This is a genomic window from Pseudomonas sp. SYWMCR5 (genome assembly GCF_057197165.1).
This window is the reverse complement of sequence record NZ_JBXUNH010000002.1, coordinates 572,443-597,173: the sequence shown is the minus strand read 5'-3', so window position 1 is coordinate 597,173 and position 24,731 is coordinate 572,443. Positions and strand designations below refer to the sequence as shown.

Annotated in this window: 2 protein-coding genes; both read left to right on the top strand. The window is 67.4% G+C overall.

What is annotated here, in order from left to right:
* The first annotated feature begins 340 nt into the window (after positions 1–340).
* Positions 341–13,243, top strand: coding sequence for an amino acid adenylation domain-containing protein (locus AC2CGW_RS08520; protein WP_484573866.1), 12,903 nt, complete (start codon positions 341–343; stop codon positions 13,241–13,243).
* Positions 13,240–24,642: an amino acid adenylation domain-containing protein gene (locus tag AC2CGW_RS08515; protein ID WP_484573865.1), complete on the top strand. Its 11,403-nt coding sequence runs from the start codon at positions 13,240–13,242 to the stop codon at positions 24,640–24,642. Before AC2CGW_RS08520 ends, AC2CGW_RS08515 begins: the two co-directional genes overlap by 4 nt.
* Positions 24,643–24,731: the final 89 nt, after the last annotated feature.

The window sequence follows — 24,731 nt, the reverse complement described above, 5'->3', positions numbered from 1 at the left end:
TGTTCGGGTGAGCGGGGGACTTTGCTTGAGCAATCGTCGTGCCGAAGTTTCGATGCCTTTTGAATCAACGCGTTGCCGCGTTTTCTGCGACAACCGCCGTGTTGCCGGAGCAGCGGGGTTGTTGATCGGGTGTTGCGCTGCAAACAGTTGGCCGGTGTTGGCTGCTGCACAGTTGGGAACGTTATAGAGGAAGTTTTAACCGCATAAAAGGAATAAGAATTTATATTCTTATTCATTTTTTTATAGTCTGCGCTTTGTCCCCCCTTACCCTGTCACCCCTTGCACCCCTGATCCTTTAGCTTGGCGCCATTTCCGACTGGCAAAAGCAGGATGCTTACCCATGCGCTTCAGCGAACTGATGGCTGTGCTCTCCACCCGTGCAATCCGACTTCACCGTGACGATCAGGACCTCGTCGTCCATGGTGACGACGATGCCCTGGAGGACGCCCTGTGGGATGCATTGGCCGCACACAAGCCGGCGTTGCTGGAGATGCTCGCCCAACAGAACGACGACTGGCTGAGCCCGGCGTTCAAGATCACCCCGCAGATGCTGCCGCTGGTGGACCTCGACCAGCAGGCCATCGACCGCATTGTCGCCAGCATTCCCGGCGGCGCGGCCAACGTGCAGGACATCTATCCCCTGGCCCCGCTGCAGGAGGGCATGCTCTACCACCACCTGTCGGCCGATGCTGGCGACCCCTACCTGTTGCAGGCCCAGCTGCGCTTTGCCGACCAGGCGCATCTGGAGGCCTTCGCCGATGCGCTGGACTGGGTGATCCAGCGCCACGACATCCTGCGCACCTCGATGTACTGGGAGCGCCTGGACGAGCCGGTGCAGGTGGTCTGGCGCGAAGCACCGCTGGGGCGCGAAGCGCTGCAACTGCCTGGCCAGGACGAGCCGCTGGCGCAATTACGCAGGTTGCATGACTCCCGCCACTATCGCCTCGACCTGCGCCAGGCGCCGCTGTTGCGCCTGGTGCATGCCCAGGGTACGGGCAAGGAGGTCGCCGCTCTGTTGCTGTTCCACCACACGGTGATGGACCACACCGCACTCGACATCGTGCGCCGCGAGATCGGCGCCTGGCTGGCCGGCAATGCCGAACAGGTCGGGCCGGCGGTGCCGTTTCGCAACCTCCTGGCGCAGGCGCGTCAGGCGCTGGACGTGCCGGCGCATGAAGCGTTCTTCTCCGCGATGCTGGCTGATATCGACGAGCCTACCCTGGCCTTCGGCGTGGCCGAGGTCGAGGACCCGTCGGTGGAAGACGCCCGCCTGACCCTCGAGCGTGGGCTGAGCCTGCGCCTGCGCGCCCAGGCACGCCGTCTGGGCGTGAGCCCTGCAGCCATCACTCACCTGGGCCTGGCCCGTGTCCTGGGCCAGTTGTCGGGGCGCGAGGCGGTGGTGTTCGGCACCGTACTGCTCGGGCGCATGGAAGCCGGCGAGGGCGGCGAACAGGCGCTGGGCATGTTCATCAACACCCTGCCGCTGCGCATCGACGTCGGCGAGCAGGGCGTGCGCCAGGGGTTGCAGGCGACTCACACACGCTTGACTGGCGTGCTCGGCCATGAACAGGCGCCGCTGGCGCTGGCCCAGCGCTGCAGTGCGGTGGCGGCGCCTGCGCCGCTGTTCAACACCGTCCTCAACTACCGCCATAGCGATGCCGCCGACGCCGCCGAAGTCATTGACATCGCCCCTGGCATCCAGGTGCTGGGCGCCGAAGAGCGCACCAACTACCCGCTGACGATCAACATCGACGACCTCGGCGAAGACCTGCGCATCACCGCCCTGGTCGGCGGCGGGCTGGGCGCCCAGCGGATCGCGGGTTACCTGGCGCGGGCACTCGAGCAGATCGTCGAGGCCTTGGACAACGACCCGGATGCTCCGCTGAACGGGATCGATATCCTGCCTGCCGACGAGCGTGAGCAACTGATCCATGGCCAGAACCGTCCCTTGCTCGAGTTCGCCCTGACGCCGCTGGTGCACCAGCGCTTCGAGGCCCACGCCCAGGCGCGCCCGCAGGACACTGCGCTGATCTTCGAGCAGCAGAGCCTGAGCTACGGCGAACTCAACCAGCGGGCCAACCAGCTCGCTCATCGCCTGATCGAACTGGGCATCGGCCCGGATGACCGCGTGGCGATCTGCGTCGAGCGCGGCCTGGGCATGCTGGTCGGCCTGCTGGGCGTGCTCAAGGCCGGTGCGGGCTATGTGCCTATCGACCCTGCCTATCCTGCCGAGCGCATTGCCTTCACCTTGAGCGACAGTGCCCCGCGGGCCATCCTCACCCAGGCCGACAGCCTGGCACTGCTGGGCGAGGTAACGGCACCGGTGATCGACCTGGACGACCCGTCGTTGCAGCTACAGCCCACCGGCAATCCGAAGCTCGCCGGGCTGCTGCCTTCGCACCTGGCCTATGTAATCTACACCTCCGGCTCCACCGGGCTGCCCAAGGGCGTGATGGTCGAGCATGGCAATGTCTCGCGCCTGTTCTCGGCGACCCACGACTGGTTCGCCTTCAACCGCCAGGACACCTGGGCGCTGTTCCACTCCTTCGCCTTCGACTTCTCGGTGTGGGAAATCTGGGGCGCGCTGGCCTTCGGAGGCCAGTTGCTGATCGTGCCGCAACGCATCAGTCGCTCGCCGGACGAGTGCTATGCCTTGCTTTGCCGCACGGGCGTCAGCGTTCTCAACCAGACGCCCAGTGCCTTCCGCCAACTGATCGCAGCGCAGGAGCGCAGCGAACTGCAACACTCCCTGCGCCAGGTGATCTTTGGCGGTGAGGCGTTGGAGCCCGGGATGCTCAAACCCTGGTACGCGCGCATCGGCAATGCCGGTACGCGTCTGGTGAACATGTACGGCATCACCGAAACCACCGTGCACGTCACCTACCGACCGTTGCAGGCCGCCGACGCGCAACTGGTTGGGGTAAGCCCGATCGGTTCGCGCATTCCCGACCTGCAGCTCTATGTACTCGACGCCCGCCGCCAGCCTGTGCCGACCGGTGTCACCGGTGAGCTGTACGTGGGCGGTGCCGGTGTCGCCCGCGGCTACCTGAACCGCGAAGCGCTCAGTGCCGAGCGCTTCATCGCCGACCCGTTCAACCCTGGCGGGCGTCTGTACAAGACTGGCGACCTGGCGCGCTGGGCCGCCGATGGCAGCCTGGATTACCTGGGCCGCAACGACGATCAGGTGAAGATTCGTGGCTTCCGCATCGAGCTGGGCGAGATCGAAGCACGCCTGGCGGCCTGTGCGGGGGTACGCGAGGCCGTGGTCATGGCGCGCCGCGACAGCGCCGGCGAGCAGCGCCTGGTCGCTTACTGGCTGGCCGCCGCAGGCGCCGAGCCCGATGCTGCCGCGCTGCGTGACAGCCTGCTGTGCCACCTGGCCGAGTACATGGTGCCGGCGGCCTTCGTGCGCCTGGAAAGCTTCCCGCTGACCGCCAATGGCAAGCTCGACCGCAAGGCCTTGCCCGAGCCCGATGGCGAGGCCTTCGCCCGTCGCGCCTTCGAAGCGCCGCACGGGGAAGTGGAACAACGCATCGCGGCGATTTGGCAGCAATTGCTGGGCCTGGAGCAGGTGGGCCGGCACGACAACTTCTTCGAGCTGGGCGGCCACTCGCTGTTGGCGGTCAAGCTGGTGGAGCGCATGCGTCAGCAGGAACTGGCGGCCGACGTGCGCGTGCTGTTCGGCCAACCGACGTTGTCGGCGCTGGCGGCTGCGGTGAGCGCCGATCTACCGACGCAGGTGCCGATCAACCGCATTCCGGCGAACTGCCTGCGCATCGAACCGCACATGCTGCCACTGGCCGACCTCAGCCAGGACGAGATCGACACATTGACCGCCGGCATTCCGGGGGGTACGACCAATGTCCAGGACATCTACGGCCTGGCACCGCTGCAGCAGGGCATTCTCTACCACCATCTGGCCAGTTCCGGCGCCGACCCCTACGTGTTGCGGGCACGCTTCGCCTTTGCCGGCGAAGTGGAGCTGCAAGGCTTCGTCAAGGCGCTGGATTTGGTGATCGCCCGTCACGATATCCTGCGCACCAGCCTGCACTGGGAGGGACTGCAGGAAGCGGTGCAGGTGGTGCATCGCCAGGCGCAACTGCGCATCAGCGAGCAGGCCGACCTGCATCGCCTGGACCTGACGTGCGCGCCGTTGATGCAACTGGTGCGTCATGCCCAGGGTGAGCGGCTGGAGGCGACCTTGTTGCTGCACCATATCCTGCTCGACCATACCGCCGTCGAACGGCTGGTGGCCGAGGTGGGTGCCGCACTGCAAGGTCAGCCGATGCACATCGACAGCGTGCCGTACCGCAACTACGTGGCGCGTGCGCGGCTGGATGCCGATCCTGCGGCCGATGAGGCGATGTTCCGCGAGATGCTCGCAGATATCGACGAGCCGACCGAGGTGTTCGGCCTGCGCGATGTGCAGGGCAACGGCGTGGAGGTGATCGACAGCCACCAGGCGCTGGACGCCACGCTGGCCGGGCGCCTGCGGGTGCAGGCCCGCGCGCTGGGGGTGAGCGTCGCCAGCCTGGTGCACCAGGCCTGGGGGCAGGTATTGGCGCAACTGAGCGGGCGCAGCGAGGTGGTGTTCGGCACTGTGCTGCTGGGCCGCCTGCAGGGTGGCGCCGGGGCGGATCGGGCGTTGGGCATGTTCATCAACACCTTGCCGCTGCGGGTCAGTGTCGATGCCGTTGGCGCCGCCGAGGGTGTGCGTCGTACCCATCAGCGTCTGGCACGCCTGCTCGGCCACGAGCAGGCGTCGCTGGCGCAGGCCCAGCGCTGCAGCGGTGTTCCGGCGTCCCAGGCGCTGTTCACCAGTTTGCTCAACTTCCGCCACAGCAGCGCCAAAGGCGCAGGGGATGGCCTGGGTTGGTCGGGCATCGAACTGCTGGCCTCGCGTGAGCGCAGCAACTACCCGCTGGTGGTCAACGTCGATGATCTGGGGCAGGGCCTGGAACTGACCGTGCAGGCTGTGCCGCAGGTCGATGGCGTTCAGGTGTGCGCCTTGCTGGGCAGCGCCCTGGCGAACCTGGCCGATGCCCTGGAGACGGTTCCGGAAACACCCCTGCATGCGGTGTCCTGCCTGTCGCCCGAGGCGCGCGAGCAGGTGCTGCACGGATTCAACGCCACCGGCCGCGCCTACCCACGCGAACACGCGGTGCAGAGCTTGTTCGAGGCGCACGCCGCCCAAACCCCGGACGCGGTTGCCGTGGTGCACGGTCAGCGCCAGTGGCGTTACGGCGAGCTCGATCAGCACGCCAACCGGCTGGCTCGTCACCTGCTGGAACTGGGCGTGCGCCCGGGGCACCGTGTGGCGCTGCTGCTGCCGCGCTCCTTCGACCTGCTGGCCAGCCAGTTGGCCGTGATCAAGTGCGGCGCGGTCTATGTGCCACTGGATGCCAATGCACCGGTCGAGCGTCAGGCGTTCATGCTCCAAGACAGCCGTGCCACGCTGCTGCTGACCCAGGCCGATCAGCCGCAGGTCGGCGCAACACGCAGGCTAGAGCTGGATACCTTGGATCTGGCGGCCTATCCCGCCCATGGCCTGGACATTCCCGTGGATGCGCGGGCTGCGGCCTACATCATGTACACCTCCGGCTCGACCGGCCTGCCCAAGGGTGTTCTGGTGGCCCATCGCTCGATCGTGCGGCTGGTCATCAACAACGGCTTCGCCGACCTGCAAGGCGAGGACCGCGTGGCCTTTGCCTCCAACCCCGCGTTCGACGCCAGCACCCTGGAGGTCTGGGCGCCGCTGCTCAACGGCGGGCGCGTGGTGGTGATCGATCAGCATCAGGTGCTGTCGCACGAGGCCCTGGGCCAGGCATTGCTGGAGCATGAAGTCACGGTGCTGTGGCTGACCGCCGGGTTGTTCCACCAGTACGCCGCGCACCTGCTGCCGGTGTTCCGTTCGCTGCGTTACCTGATGGTCGGTGGCGATGTGCTCGACCCCCAGGTGATTGCCCGTGTACTGCGCGAAGGCGCTCCGGCGCACCTGCTCAATGGCTATGGCCCGACCGAAGCCACGACCTTCAGTACCACCCATGAAATCCTCGCAGTGGGCGAGGGGGCGATCCCGATTGGCCGGCCGATTGGCAACAGCCTTTGCTATGTGCTCGATGCCTGGCGCCAGCCGGTGCCGATCGGTGCCGTCGGTGAGCTGTACATCGGCGGGGACGGGGTTGCCCTGGGCTACCTGAATCAGCCGGCCTTGACCGCCGAGCGCTTCTTCGAGGATCCGTTCAGCCAGACGCCGGGCGCACGCCTGTACCGTAGCGGCGACCTGGTCAGTTGGCAGGCTGACGGCACCTTGCGTTACCTGGGCCGCAACGACCAACAGGTCAAGCTGCGCGGCTTCCGTATCGAGCTGGGTGAAATCGAAGCGCGCCTTGCGGCGTGCGCCGGGGTGCAGGAAGCCGTGGTGCTGGTGCGCGAAGAGGGCCCGGGCGACAAGCGCCTGGTGGCCTGGTTCAGCACCGAAGACCGCGTCCCGCCGATCACCGAGCTGCATGCGCAATTGCAAGGCCAGTTACCCGACTACATGCTGCCGTCGGCCTATGTCCATGTCGGCCAGTGGCCGTTGACCGCCAACGGCAAGCTGGATCGCCAGGCGTTGCCGCAACCGGGCCAGGCCGCGGTGGTGAGTCGTGCCTTCGCCGCGCCTGAGGGCGAGGTGGAGATCGCGCTGGCCGCGATCTGGGCCGAAGTGCTCAAGGTCGATCGTGTCGGCCGACACGATCACTTCTTCGAGCTGGGTGGCCATTCGCTGCTGGCGGTCAGCCTGATCGAGCGCATGCGAAAGGCCGGCCTTGCCGCCGATGTGCGCGTGCTGTTCGCCCAGCCGACGCTGGCCGCGCTGGCCGCTGCGGTGGGCAGCGGACGCGAGGTGCGGGTGCCGGACAATCGCGTACCCGCCGGCGCCCAGCAGATCACCCCCGACATGCTCAGCCTGGTCGAACTGGACCAGGCCACCATCGAGCGCATCGTCGCCACGGTGCCCGGCGGGGCAGCCAATGTGCAGGAGATCTATCCCCTGGCCCCACTGCAGGCGGGCATCCTGTACCACCACCTGAGTGCCGGACAGGGTGACCCCTACCTGCTGCAGTCGCGCCTGGCCTTCGACACCCTCGAACGCCTGCAGACCTGGGCTGATGCCCTGCAACAGGTCATCGATCGGCACGACATCCTGCGCACCTCGCTGGTCTGGGAAGGCCTGGCGCAGCCGGTGCAGGTGGTGTGGCGCCAGGCGAAGCTGGCCGTGATGCCGGTCGAGCTGGAGGGCGAAGGCGAGGTCATCGACCAATTGCAAGCGCGCTTCGACGCCCGCCAGCACCGGCTCGACCTGTCCCAGGCACCCCTGATGCGCCTGGTCTACAGCCAGGATCCGCGCAACGGCCAGGTCGTGGCAATCCTGTTGTTCCACCACCTGGCCCTCGACCACACCGCGATGGACGTGGTCGGCGCCGAAATGCACACCCTGCTGTTCGGCGACGTGGCCAACCTCAACGCGCCGGTGCCGTACCGCAACTACGTGGCCCAGGCGCGTCTGGGCAGCGATGCGGCGGGCGCCGAGGCGTTCTTCCGCGACATGCTCGGTGATATCGACGAACCGACCCTGCCATTTGCCCAACAGGATGTTCAGGGCGAAGGCCACGGCATCGCCGAGGCGCACCAGGCCCTCGATGGCACGCTGGCCCGACGCCTGCGCGAACAGGCGCGTACCCTGGGCGTAAGCGCCGCGAGCCTGATGCATCTGGCCTGGGCGCGCCTGCTCGGTGTGCTGGCCAACCGCAGCGAGGTGGTGTTCGGCACGGTGCTGATGGGCCGCCTGCAAGGTGGTGAGGGGGCCGACCGGGCACTGGGCGTGTTCATCAACACCTTGCCGCTGCGGGTCGACACCCAGGTGGCGGTGGCCGAAGCAGTGCGTGCCACCCATGCCCGGCTGTCGGCACTGCTCGGCCATGAGCACGCGTCGTTGGCCATGGCCCAGCGTTGCAGTGGCGTACCGGCCGGGCAACCGCTGTTCAGCGCCTTGCTCAACTACCGCCACAGCGCTGCCGATGCGCCACGCGATGGCGAGGGTATCTGGCAGGGTGTGCGTCTTCTGGGCGGCGAAGAGCGCAGCAACTACCCGCTGACCTTGAGTGTCGACGACCGGGGCGAGGGGTTCACCCTGAGCGTGCTGGCCGTCGCCGACATCGGCGCTGAACGTGTTGCGCAGTGGATGACCAACAGCATCGCGCAACTGGTCGCGGCCCTGGAACAAGCGCCGGGCACGCGGCTGGATGACCTGTCGGTGCTGGGTGCCGATGAACGTCGCCGCCTGCTGGTCGATTTCAACAGCAGTGCCCGTGGCTATCCGCAGGGCCAGACCGTGCATGCGCTGGTCGAAGCCTGCGCGGCCTGCTCACCAGAAGCTCAAGCGGTAGTGCAGGGTGACGAAGTGCTCAGCTATGGCGAGCTCAATCGTGCCGCCAACCGCCTGGCCCACCACCTGATCGGCCTGGGCGTGCGGCCCGGGGCCCGGGTTGCGTTGTGCCTGCCGCGCACGCCGCAGCGCCTGGTGGCATTGCTGGCGGTGCTCAAGGCGGGCGCCGCCTACGTGCCGGTCGACCCCGGTTACCCGGCCGAGCGTATTGCCTATCTGCTCGAGGACAGCGCCCCGGCACTGGTGCTCGCCGACACGCACCAGCACAGCCTGGCGCAGCACATCGCACGCCTGGACCTGGACCGCGGCGACTGGCAGTCCGCTGCCGAGCATGATCCGCAGGTGCCGGGCCTGGAGGCCGATGCGCTTGCCTATGTGGTCTACACCTCCGGTTCCACCGGCCAGCCCAAGGGCGTGATGGTCGAGCACCGTACCCTGGCCAACCTGGTGCACTGGCACTGCGAGGCCTTTGCCCTGCGCGCCGGTAGCCACACCTCCAGCGTGGCCGGCTTCGGTTTCGACGCCATGGCCTGGGAAGTCTGGCCGGCCCTGTGCGCAGGCGCCGTGGTGCACCTGCCGCCTGCTACGCTTGCCAACGAACAGGTCGATGCCTTGCTCGACTGGTGGCTGGAGCAGCCGCTGCAGGTCAGCTTCCTGCCAACCCCGGTAGCCGAGCAGGCCCTGCGCCGCGAGCGTCAGCACGCCAGCCTGCGTACGTTGCTGATCGGTGGTGACCGCCTGCGTCAGTTCGAGCGTGATCCGGGCTTTGCCGTGATCAATAACTACGGCCCGACCGAAACCACCGTGGTTGCCACCTCGGGGCAGGTGCAGGTCGGTGGTGCGCTGCACATCGGCACCGCCATCGCCAATACCCAGATCTATGTGCTCGACGAGCGCCGCCAGCCGGTGCCGGTAGGCGCGGCGGGCGAGCTGTACATCGGTGGCGACGGGGTTGCCCGCGGCTACCTGAACCGGCCCGAACTGACCGAGCAGCGTTTCGTCGCCGATCCGTTCAGCGCGCGAGCTGATGCGCGGATGTACCGCAGTGGCGACCTGGTGCGCTGGAACGCCGACGGCACGCTCGACTACCTCGGACGTAACGACGACCAGGTAAAGATCCGTGGTGTGCGCGTAGAACTTGGCGAGATCGAAGCGGCCGTGGCCGCCCAGCCTGGCGTGCGTGACGCGGTGGTACTGGTACGCGGCGAGCGCTTACTGGCCTGGTACACCGAGGACGCACCGGTCGAGGGCTTGCGCCAGGCCTTGCAGGCCAGTCTGCCGGGCCATCTGGTGCCGTTGGCGTTCATCCGCCTGCAGGCCTTGCCGTTGACCAGCCACGGCAAGCTCGACCGCAGGGCGCTGCCAGATCCGGATCCGGCCGATCTGCCGGTGGCGGCCTATGTAGCCCCGCAGGACGAGACCGAGCAGGTCATGGCGCAGGTCTGGGCCGAGCTGCTGGGCCTGGAGCGGGTAGGGCGGCATGACAACTTCTTTGAACTGGGTGGGCATTCGCTGCTCGCTGTCAGCCTGATCGAGCGCCTGCGCCAGCTGGGCCTGGAGGCTGATGTGCGCTTGCTGTTCAGCCAGCCGAGCGTGGCGACGCTGACCGCAGCGCTTGGCCAGGGCCGCCAGGTACAGGTGCCGGCCAACCGCATTGCCCCCGGCTGCACCCGTATCACACCCGACATGCTCAGCCTGATCGAACTGGACCAGGCCGCCATCGACCGTGTGGTGGCGAGCGTGCCCGGCGGTGCGGCCAATGTGCAGGACATCTACCCACTCGCACCGCTGCAGGAGGGCATTCTCTACCATCATCTGAGCGCTGCCGGTGCCGACCCGTACCTGCTGCAATCGCAGCTGGTATTCGACAGCCCGGCGCGGCTGCAGGCGTTTGCCGGCGCGCTGCAAAGCGTCATTGCCCGTCACGATATCCTGCGCACCGCCGTGCTGTGGGAAGGGCTGGCGCAGCCGTTGCAGGTGGTCTGGCGCCAGGCCGAACTGCCGATGATCGACACCGCCTGCGAGTCTGCGCAGCGTTTCGACACCCTGGCGCTGAACCAGGCGCCGCTGGTGCGCCTGCTCTATCGCCGTGCAGGGGAGCGCATCGAGGCGACCTTGCAGTTCCATCACCTGGTGCTCGACCACACGGCGCTTGAGGTGGTGCGCGCAGAGATGCTCGGTTACCTGCACGGGCTGCCCGCGCCGAGCGAGCCGGCCGTGCCGTACCGCAACTACGTGGCCCAGGCGCGCCTCGGCGTCAGCGAGGCCGAGCACGAGGCGTTCTTCCGTGAACAACTGGCCGATATCGACGAGCCGACCCTGCCGTTCGGCCTGCGTGACATCCAGGGCGACGTGCACAACATCGAGCAGGCCCAGGTGCACCTGGACCCGCAGCTGAACCAACGCCTGCGCAGCCAGGCACGCCAGCTCGGCGTGAGTACTGCCAGCCTGCTGCACCTGGCCTGGGCGCGCCTGCTGGGCAGCGCCAGTGGTCGCGACAACGTGGTGTTCGGCACGGTGCTGCTGGGGCGCATGCAAGGTGGCGCGGGCAGCGGGCATGGCCTGGGCATGTTCATCAACACCTTGCCACTGCGCGTTGACCTGGCGGGGCACGGTGTCCGTGAAGGTGTGCGAGCCACCCACGCACGGCTGAGCGCGCTGCTGACCCATGAGCATGCAGCGCTGGCCCTGGCCCAGCGTTGCAGCGGCGTGGTCGCACCGATGCCGTTGTTCAGCGCCATGCTCAACTACCGGCACAGCGCCGGCGCTGAGGAGGCCGAAATCCAGCGTCAGGCCTGGCAGGGTATCGAGACACTGGCCAGCGAAGAGCGCACCAACTACCCCTTGAGCCTGAACGTGGATGACCTGGGCGATGGCCTGCGCCTGACCGTGCAGGTACTGCCTGCGGTAGGTGCCGAGCGGGTCTGCGGGCAACTGCAGCAGGTGCTGGCGGGCCTGGTGGATGCCCTCGAGCGTCAGCCCGACCTGCCGCTGAACCAGCTGCCGGTGCTGGAGCACGAGGAACGCCAGCGCCTGCTGCTCGGCTTCAACGCGACGGCCGTGGACTACGACCTCGCGCAGACCGTGCACGGCCTGTTCGAGGCCCAGGTCGAGCGCACGCCTGAGCGCATCGCGCTGATCGCTGAGCAAAGCCAACTGAGCTACCGCGCGCTGAACGCGGAGGCCAACCGCCTGGCCCATCACCTGATTGCACTCGGGGTGAAGCCGGATGATCGCGTGGCAATCTGCGTCGAGCGCGGTCTGTCGATGGTCATTGGCTTGTTGGCGATCCTCAAGGCGGGCGGTGCCTATGTGCCGGTCGATCCGGATTATCCGGCCGATCGTATCCGCCATATGCTCACCGACAGCGCGCCGGTGGCAGTGCTGGGGCATGCGGCTACCCGTGGGGTGCTGGCAGCGTTCGAGGTGCCGCAGGTCGATCTGGACCTGCCCGTGTGGCATGCGCTTTCCAGCGACAACCCAGAGGTTGTGGGCCTCACCCCACAACACCTGGCCTACGTGATTTATACCTCTGGCTCCACCGGCCTGCCCAAGGGCGTGATGAACGAGCACGCCGGGGTGGTCAATCGCCTGCTCTGGACCCAGGACGCCTATGGCCTGGGCGCTGACGACGTAGTACTGCAGAAAACCCCGTTCAGCTTCGACGTGTCGGTGTGGGAGTTCTTCTGGCCGCTGCAGACCGGTGCACAACTGATCATGGCGTGCCCAGGTGGCCATCGCGATCCGCAGTACCTGGCTGACGTCATCGCCGAGCGTGGTATCACGACCCTGCACTTCGTGCCGTCCATGCTCGATGTCTTCCTGGCCCACGGCGACCTGCAGGCCGCACGCCTCAAGCGCGTGCTGTGCAGTGGTGAAGCACTGCCCGGCAGCCTGGTACGGCGTTTCAAGGCGCAGTTGCCGAGCGTCGAGTTGCACAACTTGTACGGCCCGACCGAAGCTGCAGTTGACGTCAGTGCCTGGCACTGCGCCGAGCCACTGGAGCAGACCCCAGACAACACCCCGATCGGCAAACCGATCGCCAACACCACGCTTTACGTGCTCGACGCGCAGGGCCAGCCAGTGCCGCAGGGCGTTGCCGGTGAGCTGTACATCGGCGGCGTACAGGTCGCCCGCGGCTACCTGAATCGCGAGCAACTGAGTGCCGAGCGCTTCATTGAAGACCCGTTCAGCACCCGCCCCGGCGCACGCCTGTACCGCACCGGAGACCTGGCCCGGCATCTGGCCGACGGCACCCTGGAGTACCTGGGGCGCAACGACGACCAAGTGAAGATCCGCGGCCTGCGCATCGAACTGGGCGAGATCCAGGCCTGCCTGACTCGCATTGCGGGGATCAAGGAGGCGGTGGTGCTGGCCGTGGATCAGCGCCTGGTCGCTTATTACACCGGCGCTATGCAGCCCGTCGAGGGCCTGCGCCAGCAGCTGTCGGCGCAACTGCCGGAATTCATGGTCCCGGCGCTGTTCATGCACCTGGACGCCTTGCCACTGAGCCCCAACGGCAAGCTTGACCGCAAGGCGCTGCCGGCCGCCACCGTGGCCGACGCGCGTCCCTATGAGGCCCCCCAAGGCGACACCGAGCAGTTGCTGGCTGCGCTCTGGTGCGAGCTGCTGGGTGTGGAGCGGGTAGGGCGGCACGACAACTTCTTCGAACTGGGTGGCCACTCGCTGCTGGCGGTGACCCTGACCGCCCGCCTGCGCCAGGAGGGTCTGGAGGCCGATGTGCGCGCGCTGTTCGAACAACCGACCTTGGCGGGCTATGCCGCCATCACAGACAGAATGGAGATCGTCCTGTGAGCATCAACGACCTACTGGCGACATTGTCAGCCAACGATATCCAGCTGGCGCTCAAGGATGACCAGCTGGTGGTCCAGGGCAACCGCCAGGCGCTGACCGATGCGAGCCTGGTGGCGCGCCTGCGCGAGCACAAGCCGGCGCTGATCGCACTGCTCGAGCGCGGTGAGTACGTGGCCAGGGCCGGCAATGCCGGCGCCCCGGACAACGCCATCCCGGCCGACTGCACACGGATCACCCCGGCGCTGCTCAACCTGGTCGAGCTCGGCCAGGGCGCCATCGATGCGCTCGCCGCGCAGATTCCCGGCGGCCACGCCAATGTGCAGGACATCTACCCGCTGGCGCCCTTGCAGCAGGGCATTCTCTATCATCACGCCAGCGCAGAGGGCAGCGACCCCTACGTGATGCAGTCGCAATTCGCCTTTGCCAGCCAGGCGCACCTGCAGGCGTTCGTCCAAGCGCTGCAGGCGGTGATCGACCGCCACGATATCCTGCGCACTTCGGTGCATTGGCAGGGACTGGAGGCGCCGGTGCAGGTGGTCTGGCGCGAGGCCCGGCTGCAGGTGTGCCGCGGCAGGCCACTGGACGAGCGTATCGATCTCGGCCAGGCACCGCTGATCCGCCTGCATTGCGCGCCTGCGGCCAGCGACGGTCGCGTGCAAGCCACGCTGCAGTTCCACCATATCGCCATGGACCACAGCGCCCTCGAGGTGGTGCGTAACGAAATGCAGGCCGTGTTGAGCGGTGACGGCCACCTGTTGGGCGCGGCAGTACCGTTTCGCAATTACGTCGGCCAGGCCTTGCTGGGCGTCAGCCAGGCACAGCACGAGGCGTTTTTCCGCGAGCAACTGGGCGATATCGTCGAGCCGACGCTGGCCTACGGCCTGCAGGACGTGCAGGGGGACGGTAGTGCACCGCACGAAGAGAGCCTGACGCTGGCGCCGGCCCTGTGCGATGGCCTGCGCAGCCAGGCGCGGGCGCTGGGCGTGAGCCTGGCGAGCCTGTTCCACCTGGCCTGGGCACGGGTTCTTGGAGGGCTGACCGGGCGTGAGCAGGTGGTGTTCGGCACCGTTTTGATGGGCCGCCTGATGGGTGCGGAGGCCAACGACCGTGCACTGGGGATTTTCATCAATACCTTGCCGCTGCGGGTGGATCTGGCCGATCTGGACCTGGTCACGGCGATCAAGGCCACTCACCAGCGCCTGACCACGCTGATGCGTCACGAGCACGCCCCGCTGGCCTTGGCCCAGCGTTGCAGCGGTGTGGCCGCGCCCACGCCACTGTTCAACGCCTTGCTCAACTATCGGCACAGTGCGCCGGTTGCCGATGGCCAGGCCCGCGCGGCGTGGGATGGCATCGAAGTACTGGCAAGCGAAGAGCGCACCAACTATCCGCTGACCTTGAGTGTCGACGACCTGGGCGACGCTCTGCGCCTGACCTTGCTGGCGACTGCCGAAGTGCCGAAGCAGCGGGTCTGCGCCTATCTTGAGAAAGCCCTCGAAAGCCTGGTAAAGGCCCTGGCGCAGACGCCAGCGCTGGGTGTCGATCGGCTCGACATGCTGCCTGCCGCCGAGCGCGAGCGAGTGCTCGAGACCTTCAACGACCGCCCGGGTGACACCGAAACCATGCTCACGGTGCACCAGCGTATCCAGCTCCAGGCCCGCGCGCAGCCCGAAGCCGTGGCCGCCACCTGCGCAGGCAGCGCGCTGAGCTACGGTGAGCTGGAGCAACGTGCCAACGCCCTGGCCCAGCGCCTGGTCATGCTCGGCGTGCAGCCTGAAGACCGCGTGGCGATTCTGGCCCGTCGTGGTCTGGACACCTTGATCGGCCTGGTGGCCATCCTCAAGGCCGGCGCGGGTTACGTGCCGATCGATCCGGCGCATCCCGATGAACGCATCGCCTACCTGCTCGATGACAGTGCCCCGGCCGCGCTGCTCACTCAGCACGACCTGCGCGCACGTCTTGGCGAGTGTTCGGTGCCGGTGGTCGAGCTCGACCGGGCAGACTGGCCGTCGAGCGAGCACGCCCCGCAGGTCGATGGCCTGGCTGTCGGCAACCTGGCCTACGTGATCTACACCTCCGGCTCCACCGGCCTGCCCAAGGGCGTGATGGTCGAACACCGCACCCTCAACAACCTGATCGACTGGCATTGCCGCGCCTTCGACCTGTGCCAGGGGCGTCACACTTCGAGCCTCGCCGGATTCGGCTTCGACGCCATGGCCTGGGAAGTCTGGCCGGCCCTGTGCGCCGGGGCCACCCTGCATATCGCGCCGCCCAGCGAACAGGGCGAGGATATCGACGCCTTGCTCGCCTGGTGGCGCGGCTGCCCGCTGGATGTCAGTTTCCTGCCGACACCCGTGGCCGAATACGCCTTCAGCCACCAGATCGATCACCCGACCTTGCGCACCCTGCTGATCGGCGGTGACCGCCTGCGGCAATTCACCCGTCACCCCGGTTTTGCCGTGATCAACAACTACGGCCCCACCGAAACCACGGTGGTCGCAAGCTCCGGGGCGATGACCCCTGGCGGTGTGCTGCATATTGGCGCGCCGGTCGACAACGCCCGGCTCTACGTGCTCGATGCGCACCGCCAGCCCGTGGCACAGGGCGTAGCCGGCGAGCTGTACATTGGCGGCGCCGGGCTTGCCCGTGGCTACCTGAACCGTGCACAGATGACTGCCGAGCGTTTCCTCGACGATCCGTTCAGCGCGCAACCGGGCGCGCGCATGTACCGAACGGGTGACCTGGTGCGCTGGCTGGATGACGGCACCCTCGACTATCTCGGGCGCAACGACGACCAGGTGAAGATCCGTGGCGTGCGCATCGAGCTTGGCGAGATCGAAAGCCGCCTGGCAGCGCTGCCAGGCATCAACGAAGCCGTGGTACTGGCCCGCGAGGACCAGCCGGGGCAGGCGCGCCTGGTGGCCTACTTCACCGGCCAGGACAGCGTCGAGGTGGCCGCGCCTGCGCAACTGCGTGCACAGCTGCAGGCGCACTTGCCCGATTACATGGTGCCGGTCGCCTTCGTGCGGCTCGAGTCGCTGCCGCTGACGGCCAACGGCAAGCTTGATCGCCGCGCGCTGCCGGCCCCCACCCGCGCCGACCTGTTCGAGCGTCGCTTCGAGGCGCCCCAGGGCGAGCTGGAGCAGACCCTGGCGCAGATCTGGCAAGGGTTGCTGCAGGTCGAGCGGGTCGGTCGACAGGATCACTTCTTCGAGTCGGGCGGTCACTCGCTGCTGGCCATGCGCCTGGTCGCGCAGGTTCGTCAGCGACTCGGCGTGGAGCTCACGCTGGGGACACTGTTCGCCCAGGCCGAGCTGGCGGCGATGGCCGAGGTGGTGGCGGGGGCTGCGCGCAGCGAGCTGCCGCCGGTGCTGGCAGTGGCACGCGATCAGCCGCTGCCGTTGTCGTTCGCCCAGCAGCGCCTGTGGTTCCTGGCACAGATGAACGGTGCCAGCCAGGCCTACAACATTCCCCTGGCGCTGGAGCTGCACGGCGAACTGGACGCCGACGCCTTGGCGCAGGCCCTGGTGGCACTGGTCGAGCGTCACGAGGCGCTGCGCAGCGAGTTCTTCGAGGTCGATGGCGAGCCGCAGGTGCGGTTGTCGAGGCAGCGCTTGGTGTTGCTGCGCGAGCAGCTGGCCAGAGCCGATGAGCCGCGCCTGGACGAGGTGATCCGCGCAGAAGCTGCGCGGCCGTTCGCGCTGGGCGAGGCATTGCCGTTGCGGGCTCGCCTGCTGCAGGTCGCGCCACAGCACCATGTGCTGCTGCTGACGCTGCACCATATCGTCGCCGATGGCTGGTCGATGGGCGTGCTGACCCGTGAGCTGAGCGCGCTGTATCAGGCCTTGCGCGAGGGCCGCGAGGCGCTCCTTGCGCCGTTGCCGATCCAGTATGGCGATTACGCGGTGTGGCAGCGCCGTTGGCTGCAGGGCGAGGCACTGCAGCGCCAGGGCGAGTTCTGGCGCAACAACCTGGCCGGTGCGCCAGCGCTGCTGAGCCTGCCGACCGACCGGCCGCGTCCAGTGCGCCAGGATTACACGGGTGACAGCGTGCGTATCCGCCTGGACGCGCGCCTCGCAGACGATCTCAAGACCCTGTGCAAGCGTCACCAGGTCACGCCGTTCATGCTGTTCATGGGCGCCTGGTCGGTGCTGCTGGCACGTTTGTCGGGGCAGGACGAGGTGGTGATCGGTACGCCGGTGGCCGGGCGTCGACAGGTAGAGGTCGAAGGGCTGATCGGATTGTTCGTCAACTCCCTGGCCATCCGCCTGGACCTGGCGGACGCGCCGGATGTCGGCACCTTGCTGGCGCGGGTCAAGACCCAGGTACTGGCCGCGCAGGAGCATCAGGACCTGCCGTTCGAGCAGGTGGTGGACCTGATCAGGCCAGCGCGCAGCCTGGCCCACACGCCGCTGTACCAGGTGTCGCTGGAGTGGGAGGGCGGCCATGATTTCGCCACTGGGCTGGACGGCCTGAGCCTGCGCAACCTCGGCCAAGGGCAGGGCTTTGCCAAGTTCGACCTGAGCCTGAGCCTGGGCGAGACCGCAGAAGGCTTTGGCGGCGCGCTGAACTATGCCACCGCCTTGTTCGAGCGGGCCACGGTGGAGCGCTACTGCGGGTATCTGGAGCAACTGCTGTGGGCCATGGCCGGCAGCGACGGTGCAGTGCTGGCAAGCGTTGCCCTGCCGGATGCGCTGGAGCGTCGCCGACTGTTGGTCGACTACAACGACACTGCCGTGGACTATGACCTGGAGCAGACCGTTCACGGGATGATCGAGGCTCAGGTTGAACGCACGCCCGAGCGCATCGCCCTGCGTGCCGAAACCGGGGAGTTGACTTACCGCGCACTGAACGCCGAGGCCAACCGCCTGGCCCATCACCTGATTGCACTCGGGGTGAAGCCGGATGACCGTGTGGCGATCTGCGTCGAGCGCGGTCTGTCGATGGTCATTGGCTTGTTGGCGATCCTCAAGGCGGGCGGTGCCTATGTGCCGGTCGATCCGGATTATCCGGCCGACCGCATCCGCCATATGCTCACCGACAGCGCGCCGGTGGCGGTGCTGGGGCATGCGGCTACCCGCGGGGTGCTGGCAGCGTTCGAGGTGCCGCAGGTCGATTTGGACCTGTCCGTGTGGCATGCGCTTTCCAGCGAGAATCCGAAGGTTTCCGGCCTTACTCCGCAACACCTGGCCTATGTGATCTATACCTCAGGCTCCACCGGCCTGCCCAAGGGCGTGATGAACGAGCACGCCGGGGTGGTCAACCGCCTGCTCTGGACCCAGGATGCCTATGGCCTGGGCGCTGACGACGTAGTACTGCAGAAAACCCCGTTCAGCTTCGACGTGTCGGTGTGGGAGTTCTTCTGGCCGCTGCAGACCGGTGCACAACTGGTCATGGCACGCCCGGGCGGGCACCGTGACCCTGGCTACCTGCGCCAGGTGATGGCTGCCAAGTCGGTCACGACCCTGCACTTCGTCCCTTCGATGCTCGACGTGTTCCTCGCCTATGGCGATGCCGAACCTGCAGCGCTGCGTCGGGTGCTGTGCAGCGGCGAAGCGTTGCCCGGCAGCCTGGTACGGCGCTTCAAGGCGCAGTTGCCAAGTGTCGAGTTGCACAACCTGTACGGCCCGACCGAAGCCGCAGTGGACGTCAGTGCCTGGCACTGCGCCGAACCACTGGAGCAGACGCCGGACAACACCCCGATCGGCAAACCGATCGCCAACACCACGCTTTACGTGCTCGACGCCCAGGGCCAGCCAGTGCCGCAGGGCGTTGCCGGTGAGCTATATATCGGCGGCGTACAGGTTGCCCGTGGTTATCTGAACCGCGAGAAACTGAGTGCCGAGCGCTTCATCGAAGACTCGTTCAGCACCCGCCCCGGCGCACGCCTGTACCGCACCGGAGACCTGGCCCGGCACCTGGCCGACGGCACCCTGGAGTACCTGGGGCGCAACGACGACCAGGTGAAGATCCGCGGCCTGCGCATCGAACTGGGCGAGATCCAGGCCTGCCTGACCCGCATCGCAGGCATCAAGGAAGCCGCTGTATTGGCTCTGGACTTGCCGCCAGCCGGCAAGCGCCTGGTGGCGTACTACACTGGGGTCGTGCACACGGCAGATGCCTTGAGGGGGCAGTTGCAGGTTCAACTACCCGAATTCATGGTGCCAGCACAGTTCGTGCACCTGCTGGCCCTGCCGCTGAGCCCCAACGGCAAGCTCGACCGCAAGGCACTGCCTGTTCCCGCCGTCGAGGCCTTGCAACGCAAGGCCTACCAGGCCCCCGAAGGTGATACCGAGAGCCTGCTCGCCGAGTTGTGGGGCGAGTTGCTGGGCGTGGAGCGGGTAGGGCGACACGACAACTTCTTCGAATTGGGCGGCCATTCGCTGCTGGCCGTGACCCTGGTCGCTCGCCTGCGCACCCGGGGGTTGGCCTTGGATATCCAGGCGCTGTTCACCGAGCCGGACCTGGTGGCCCTTGCCGCGACGGTCGAGACCCTCGACCAGGTGCAGGTGCCTGCCAACCGCATCGCCGCCGATTGCCCGCGCATTACGCCTGAGCTGCTGCCGCTGGTGGCGCTGACGCAAGAGGCGATCGAGCGCATCGTCGGCCAGGTGGATGGCGGTACCGCCAATGTCCAGGACATCTATCCGCTCGGGCCGCTGCAGGCGGGCATGCTCTATCACCACCTGGCCGGAGAAGGTGAGGCGGCCTATGTGCTGGAGGTACGTTTCCTGCTCGCCGACCGGTGGCGTTTGCAGGCTCTGCACCGCGCCTTGGACCAGGTGATTGCGCGTAACGATATCCTGCGCAGTGCTTTCCACTGGGATGGGCTGGCCGAACCTGTGCAGGTGGTCTGGCGCCATGCACCGCTGGATGTGGTTCAGGAGGACGATGCCATCGAGCCGCGCCGCTTCGACCTGGCCCGCGCACCGTTGCTGCGCCTGGTACACCGTACTGACCCGAGTACCGGACGAATCAGCGCTACGCTGCTGTTCCACCATCTGGTCATGGATCACGTCGCCCTCGAGGTGTTGCGCAGCGAACTGCAAGCCTGCCTGCTCGAACAGGCCCATGCGCTGCCAGCGGCGGTGCCTTACCGCAACTACATCGCCCAGCTGCAGCGTGGGGCGGGCGAGGCGGCTCATGAAGCCTTTTTCCGCGAGCAACTGGCCGATATCGACGAACCCACCCTGCCTTACGGCGGCTATGCAACGCCACACCAGGATGCCCAGGCGCAGCACCATCAGCGTCTGGACCATGCGCTGAACCTGCGCATCCGCGAACAGGCCCGTCACCATAACGTCAGTGCTGCCAGCCTGATGCACCTGGCCTGGGCCCAGGTACTCGGGCAACTGAGCGGGCGCGACAGCGTGGTATTCGGCACCGTGCTGCTCGGTCGGCTGCAGGGTGGCGAGGGCGCCGAGCGGGCCTTGGGGGTCTACATCAATACCTTGCCGCTGCGCCTGGACCTTGTCGGACAGCCCGTGCTGGCGGCGTTGCAGCAAACCCACCAACGCCTGACCGGCCTGCTGGCCCATGAGCAGGCACGCCTTGCGCTGGCCCAGCGCTGCAGTGGCTTGCCTACGGGGGCTGCGTTGTTCAGTGCGTTGCTCAACTATCGCCATGGCACGCTGGCCGGGCAGGGCGAGGCTGCGCGCAAGGCGTGGGACGGTATCGAGTTGGTCGAGGCGCACGAGCGCAGCAACTACCCGTTGGCGTTGAGCGTCGATGACCTGGGCCTGGCGTTCGAGCTGACCGCGCAAACCGAGCAGGGCATCGATGCCCGGCGGATCTGCGGTTACGTGGAGCATGCCCTGCATCTGCTGTTGCAGGCACTTGAGACGGGCGCCTGCGAAGGGCTCGAGCACCTGAGCGTGGTGCCGATGGCCGAGGCCCGGCAGTTGCGCGAGGCCTTCAACGCCACCACGCGTGACTACCCGCGCGACCTGCCGGTGCATCGCCTGTTCGAACAACAGGTGGCGCGGCATCCATTGTCCATCGCCGCCCGTGACGGGGCGCACAGCCTGACCTACGGCGAGCTCAACGAGCAGGCCAACCGCCTGGCCCACCACCTGATCGAGCAAGGCGTGGCGCCGGGCGACCATGTGGCGATCCTGCTGCCGCGTTCGTTGGCACTGCTCCAGGCCCAGCTGGCCATCGCCAAGTGCGGTGCGGTCTATGTGCCGCTGGACATCCATGCACCGGCCGAGCGACAGGGCTTCATGGTGCAGGACTGCCAGGCCGTGGCGCTGATCTGCGACAGCTCGGCGACCCTGAGCTACCACGCGCGCCGCATCGACCTCGATCGCCTGGACCTGAACCGTCAGCCCGGTCACAACCCGCGGCTGGCCCAGGGTGGGGATACGGTCGCCTACGTCATGTACACCTCAGGTTCCACCGGTACGCCCAAGGGCGTGCGTGTGCCCCATCGTGGCATCGCCCGCCTGGTGCTCAACGATGGCTACGCCGACTTCAGCGCCCAGGACCGCATCGCTTTCGCCTCCAACCCAGCGTTTGATGCCAGCACCATGGATGTCTGGGGGGCGTTGCTCAACGGTGGCCAGGTGTTGGTCATCGATCACGACACCTTGCTCGATCCCGTGCGACTGGGCGCGACCCTGCGTGAAGGAGGCGCCACGGTGCTGTTCGTCACCACGGCGTTGTTCAACCAGTATGTGCAGATGATCCCTGACGTGCTGGCAGGGTTGCGCGTGCTGCTGTGCGGTGGCGAACGGGCGGATCCGGCAGCGTTTCGCAGCTTGCTGGGGCAGGCACCGGGCCTGCGCCTGGTGCATTGCTACGGGCCGACGGAAACCACCACCTATGCCACCGCCGGGCAGGTTCGCCACGTGCCGGCGGACGCCGAACTGGTGCCGATCGGAGGGCCGGTCGGCAGTACCCAGGTGCATGTGCTGGACGCGCACCTGCGTCCGGTGCCGCTTGGGGCAGTAGGTGAGTTGTACATCGGTGGCGATGGAGTGGCGCTGGGCTACCTAAACCGTCCGGAACTCACCGCCGAGCGCTTTGTCGACGACCCGTTCAGCGCGCAGCCGGGCGCACGCCTGTACCGCACCGGCGATCTGGGCCGCTGGCGCGACGACGGCCAGCTGGAGTGCCTGGGGCGCAACGACGACCAGGTGAAGATCCGCGGTTTCCGTATCGAACTGGGCGAAGTCGAGCAGCACCTGGCGCTGTGTCCGGGCATCGGCGACGTGGTAGTTATGGCCCTGACCCTGACGCAGGGGCCGGCTCAGCTGGTCGCCTGGTTCACCCGCACAGACCCGACTCTCGATGCCGCCGCTGTGCGGGGTTGGCTGCAGGGACGCCTGCCGGCGTACATGGTGCCGTCGGCCTGCGTCGCGCTCGATACGCTGCCGCTGACCAACAACGGCAAGATCGACCGCAAGGCGTTGCCGCGTCCAGCGATGCAGGACCTTGCCGAGAGCCGTTACGAGGCCCCGGCCACCGCGCTGGAGCAACAGCTCGCGACGCTCTGGGCGCAGGTGCTGGAGGTCGGGCAGGTGGGACGCCATGACAGCTTCTTTGCTCTGGGCGGTCATTCGCTGCTGGCGATCCGGCTGGTGGGCCTGTTGCGCGAACAGGGGCTGCAGGTATCGCTTGCCGAGCTGTTCCAGCATGCCAGCGTGGCGGCGTTGGCCGGGTATCTGCAGGCGGCAACGCCGGAGACGGACCTGGTGTGCGTGCGCGCTGAGGGCGACGAACCGGCGCTGTTCCTGATCCACGAGTTCAGCGGCATGGACTTCTACTTCCCGGTACTGGGCCAGCAACTGGACGGTGATTTCCCGATCTACGGCGTGCCGGGCCTTGCCTTGGGCGAGGCGCAGCCGGACACCCTGGAGGCCCTGGCCCGCGCACAACTGGAGCGTATCCGCAGGGTCCAGCCACACGGGCCATACCGGCTTGCCGGCTGGTCGTTCGGCGGCGTGCTGGCCTATGAAATCGCCGCGCAACTGCTGGGGGCGGACGAGCAGGTCGAGTTCCTGGGCTTGATCGACACCTGGCAGCCGCGCCTGGTCGACCAGGGCAAGGCACGCTGGCAGGGTGCGCGCCTGCTGCAACAGCAACTGCTGCTGCACTGCGCCGGGCACTGGCAAGGGCTCGGCGCAAACGGCGCGGCGCAACTGGCCAGGGTCAATGCCCTGGAGGCTGGGCAAGCCGACTTCGCCACCTTGCTGGCGGCCTGTCGTGAGCAGGGGTTGCTGTATCCGCAACTGGCCGCCGCAAGCGATGACGCACTGAAATTGTTCTTCGAGCGCGAGATCGCCCACGGCCATGCCATGGCCCACTACCGCCCGGAACCGCTTGGCATTGCCATCCACCTGCTGCGTGCCGAGCAGGGTGGGCCGCGTCACGCCGAGCAGCCGAACCTTGGCTGGGAGCGCACGGTGCCGGCTGGCCAGTTGCAGTGCATCGCGGTGCCCGGCGATCACCTGAGCATGATGCAGGCGCCCCACGTGCAGGGCCTGGGACGTGCGCTCGGTGCAGCGCTGCGGGCCGCCCGTGCGGGCATCGGCGAGAAACCGGTGGTGGCTTATCAGCCGCTGGTGGCGATCCAGAGCGGGCAGGTCGGCCAGGCGCCGCTGTTCTGTGTGCCGGGGGCCGGCGACAGTGTGACCAGCTTCATCGGCCTGGCCGAGGCGCTGGGGGCCAACTGGCCGGTGTACGGCCTGCAATCGCGTGGCCTTGATGGCTCCGCCACACCCCACAGCAGCATCGAAGCTGCGGCGGCCTGCCATGTCCAGGCCATCGAAGCCCTGTACCCGCAGGGGCCGTTGAACCTGGTCGGGCATTCCTTCGGTGGCTGGGTGGCGCATGCCATGGCGGCGCGGTTGCAGGCACAGGGGCGCGAGGTGCGCTCACTGACCTTGATCGACAGCGAGTCACCGGGTGGCAACAGCGTCTGCGGTCGGCCCTACACCGCAGGTGCAGCGCTGAATCGGCTGATCGAATCGTTGCAGCTGGCCAGTGGGCGCTCGCTGGACATCGACGGCCAGGCCTTTGCCGCGCTGGACGACGAGCAGCAGCTCGAGCGCTTGCACCAGGCCATGGTTCGCGTCGGGCTGATGCCCGCGCGTTCTTCCGCCAGGGCGCTGCATGGGATCGCCCGGACCTTCTCCAGCGCGCTGCGTACGCCATACCTGGCACAGGCCGATTACAGCGGCCCGGCAAGCCTGGTGCTGGTGGCCGACGCGACCCTGGATGCGGCCGGCAACCAGCGCGAACAGTCGGCGATGCTTGCCGGTTGGCAGCGTCTGCTGCCGCAACTGGCGGTGTGGTACGGCCCTGGCAACCACTTCAGCATCCTCAAGGCACCGGATGTGTTCAGCCTTGCGGCCTGGTGGCATGACGGGCAGGCGCTGCAGCGGGTCACTCATTGATTGTGGGAGCGGGCTGGTCCCGCGATTGCAGCACTGCGGTATCTGGCACCGGCTTTGACCGGTGATTGCGAGGCCAGCCCGCCCCCACA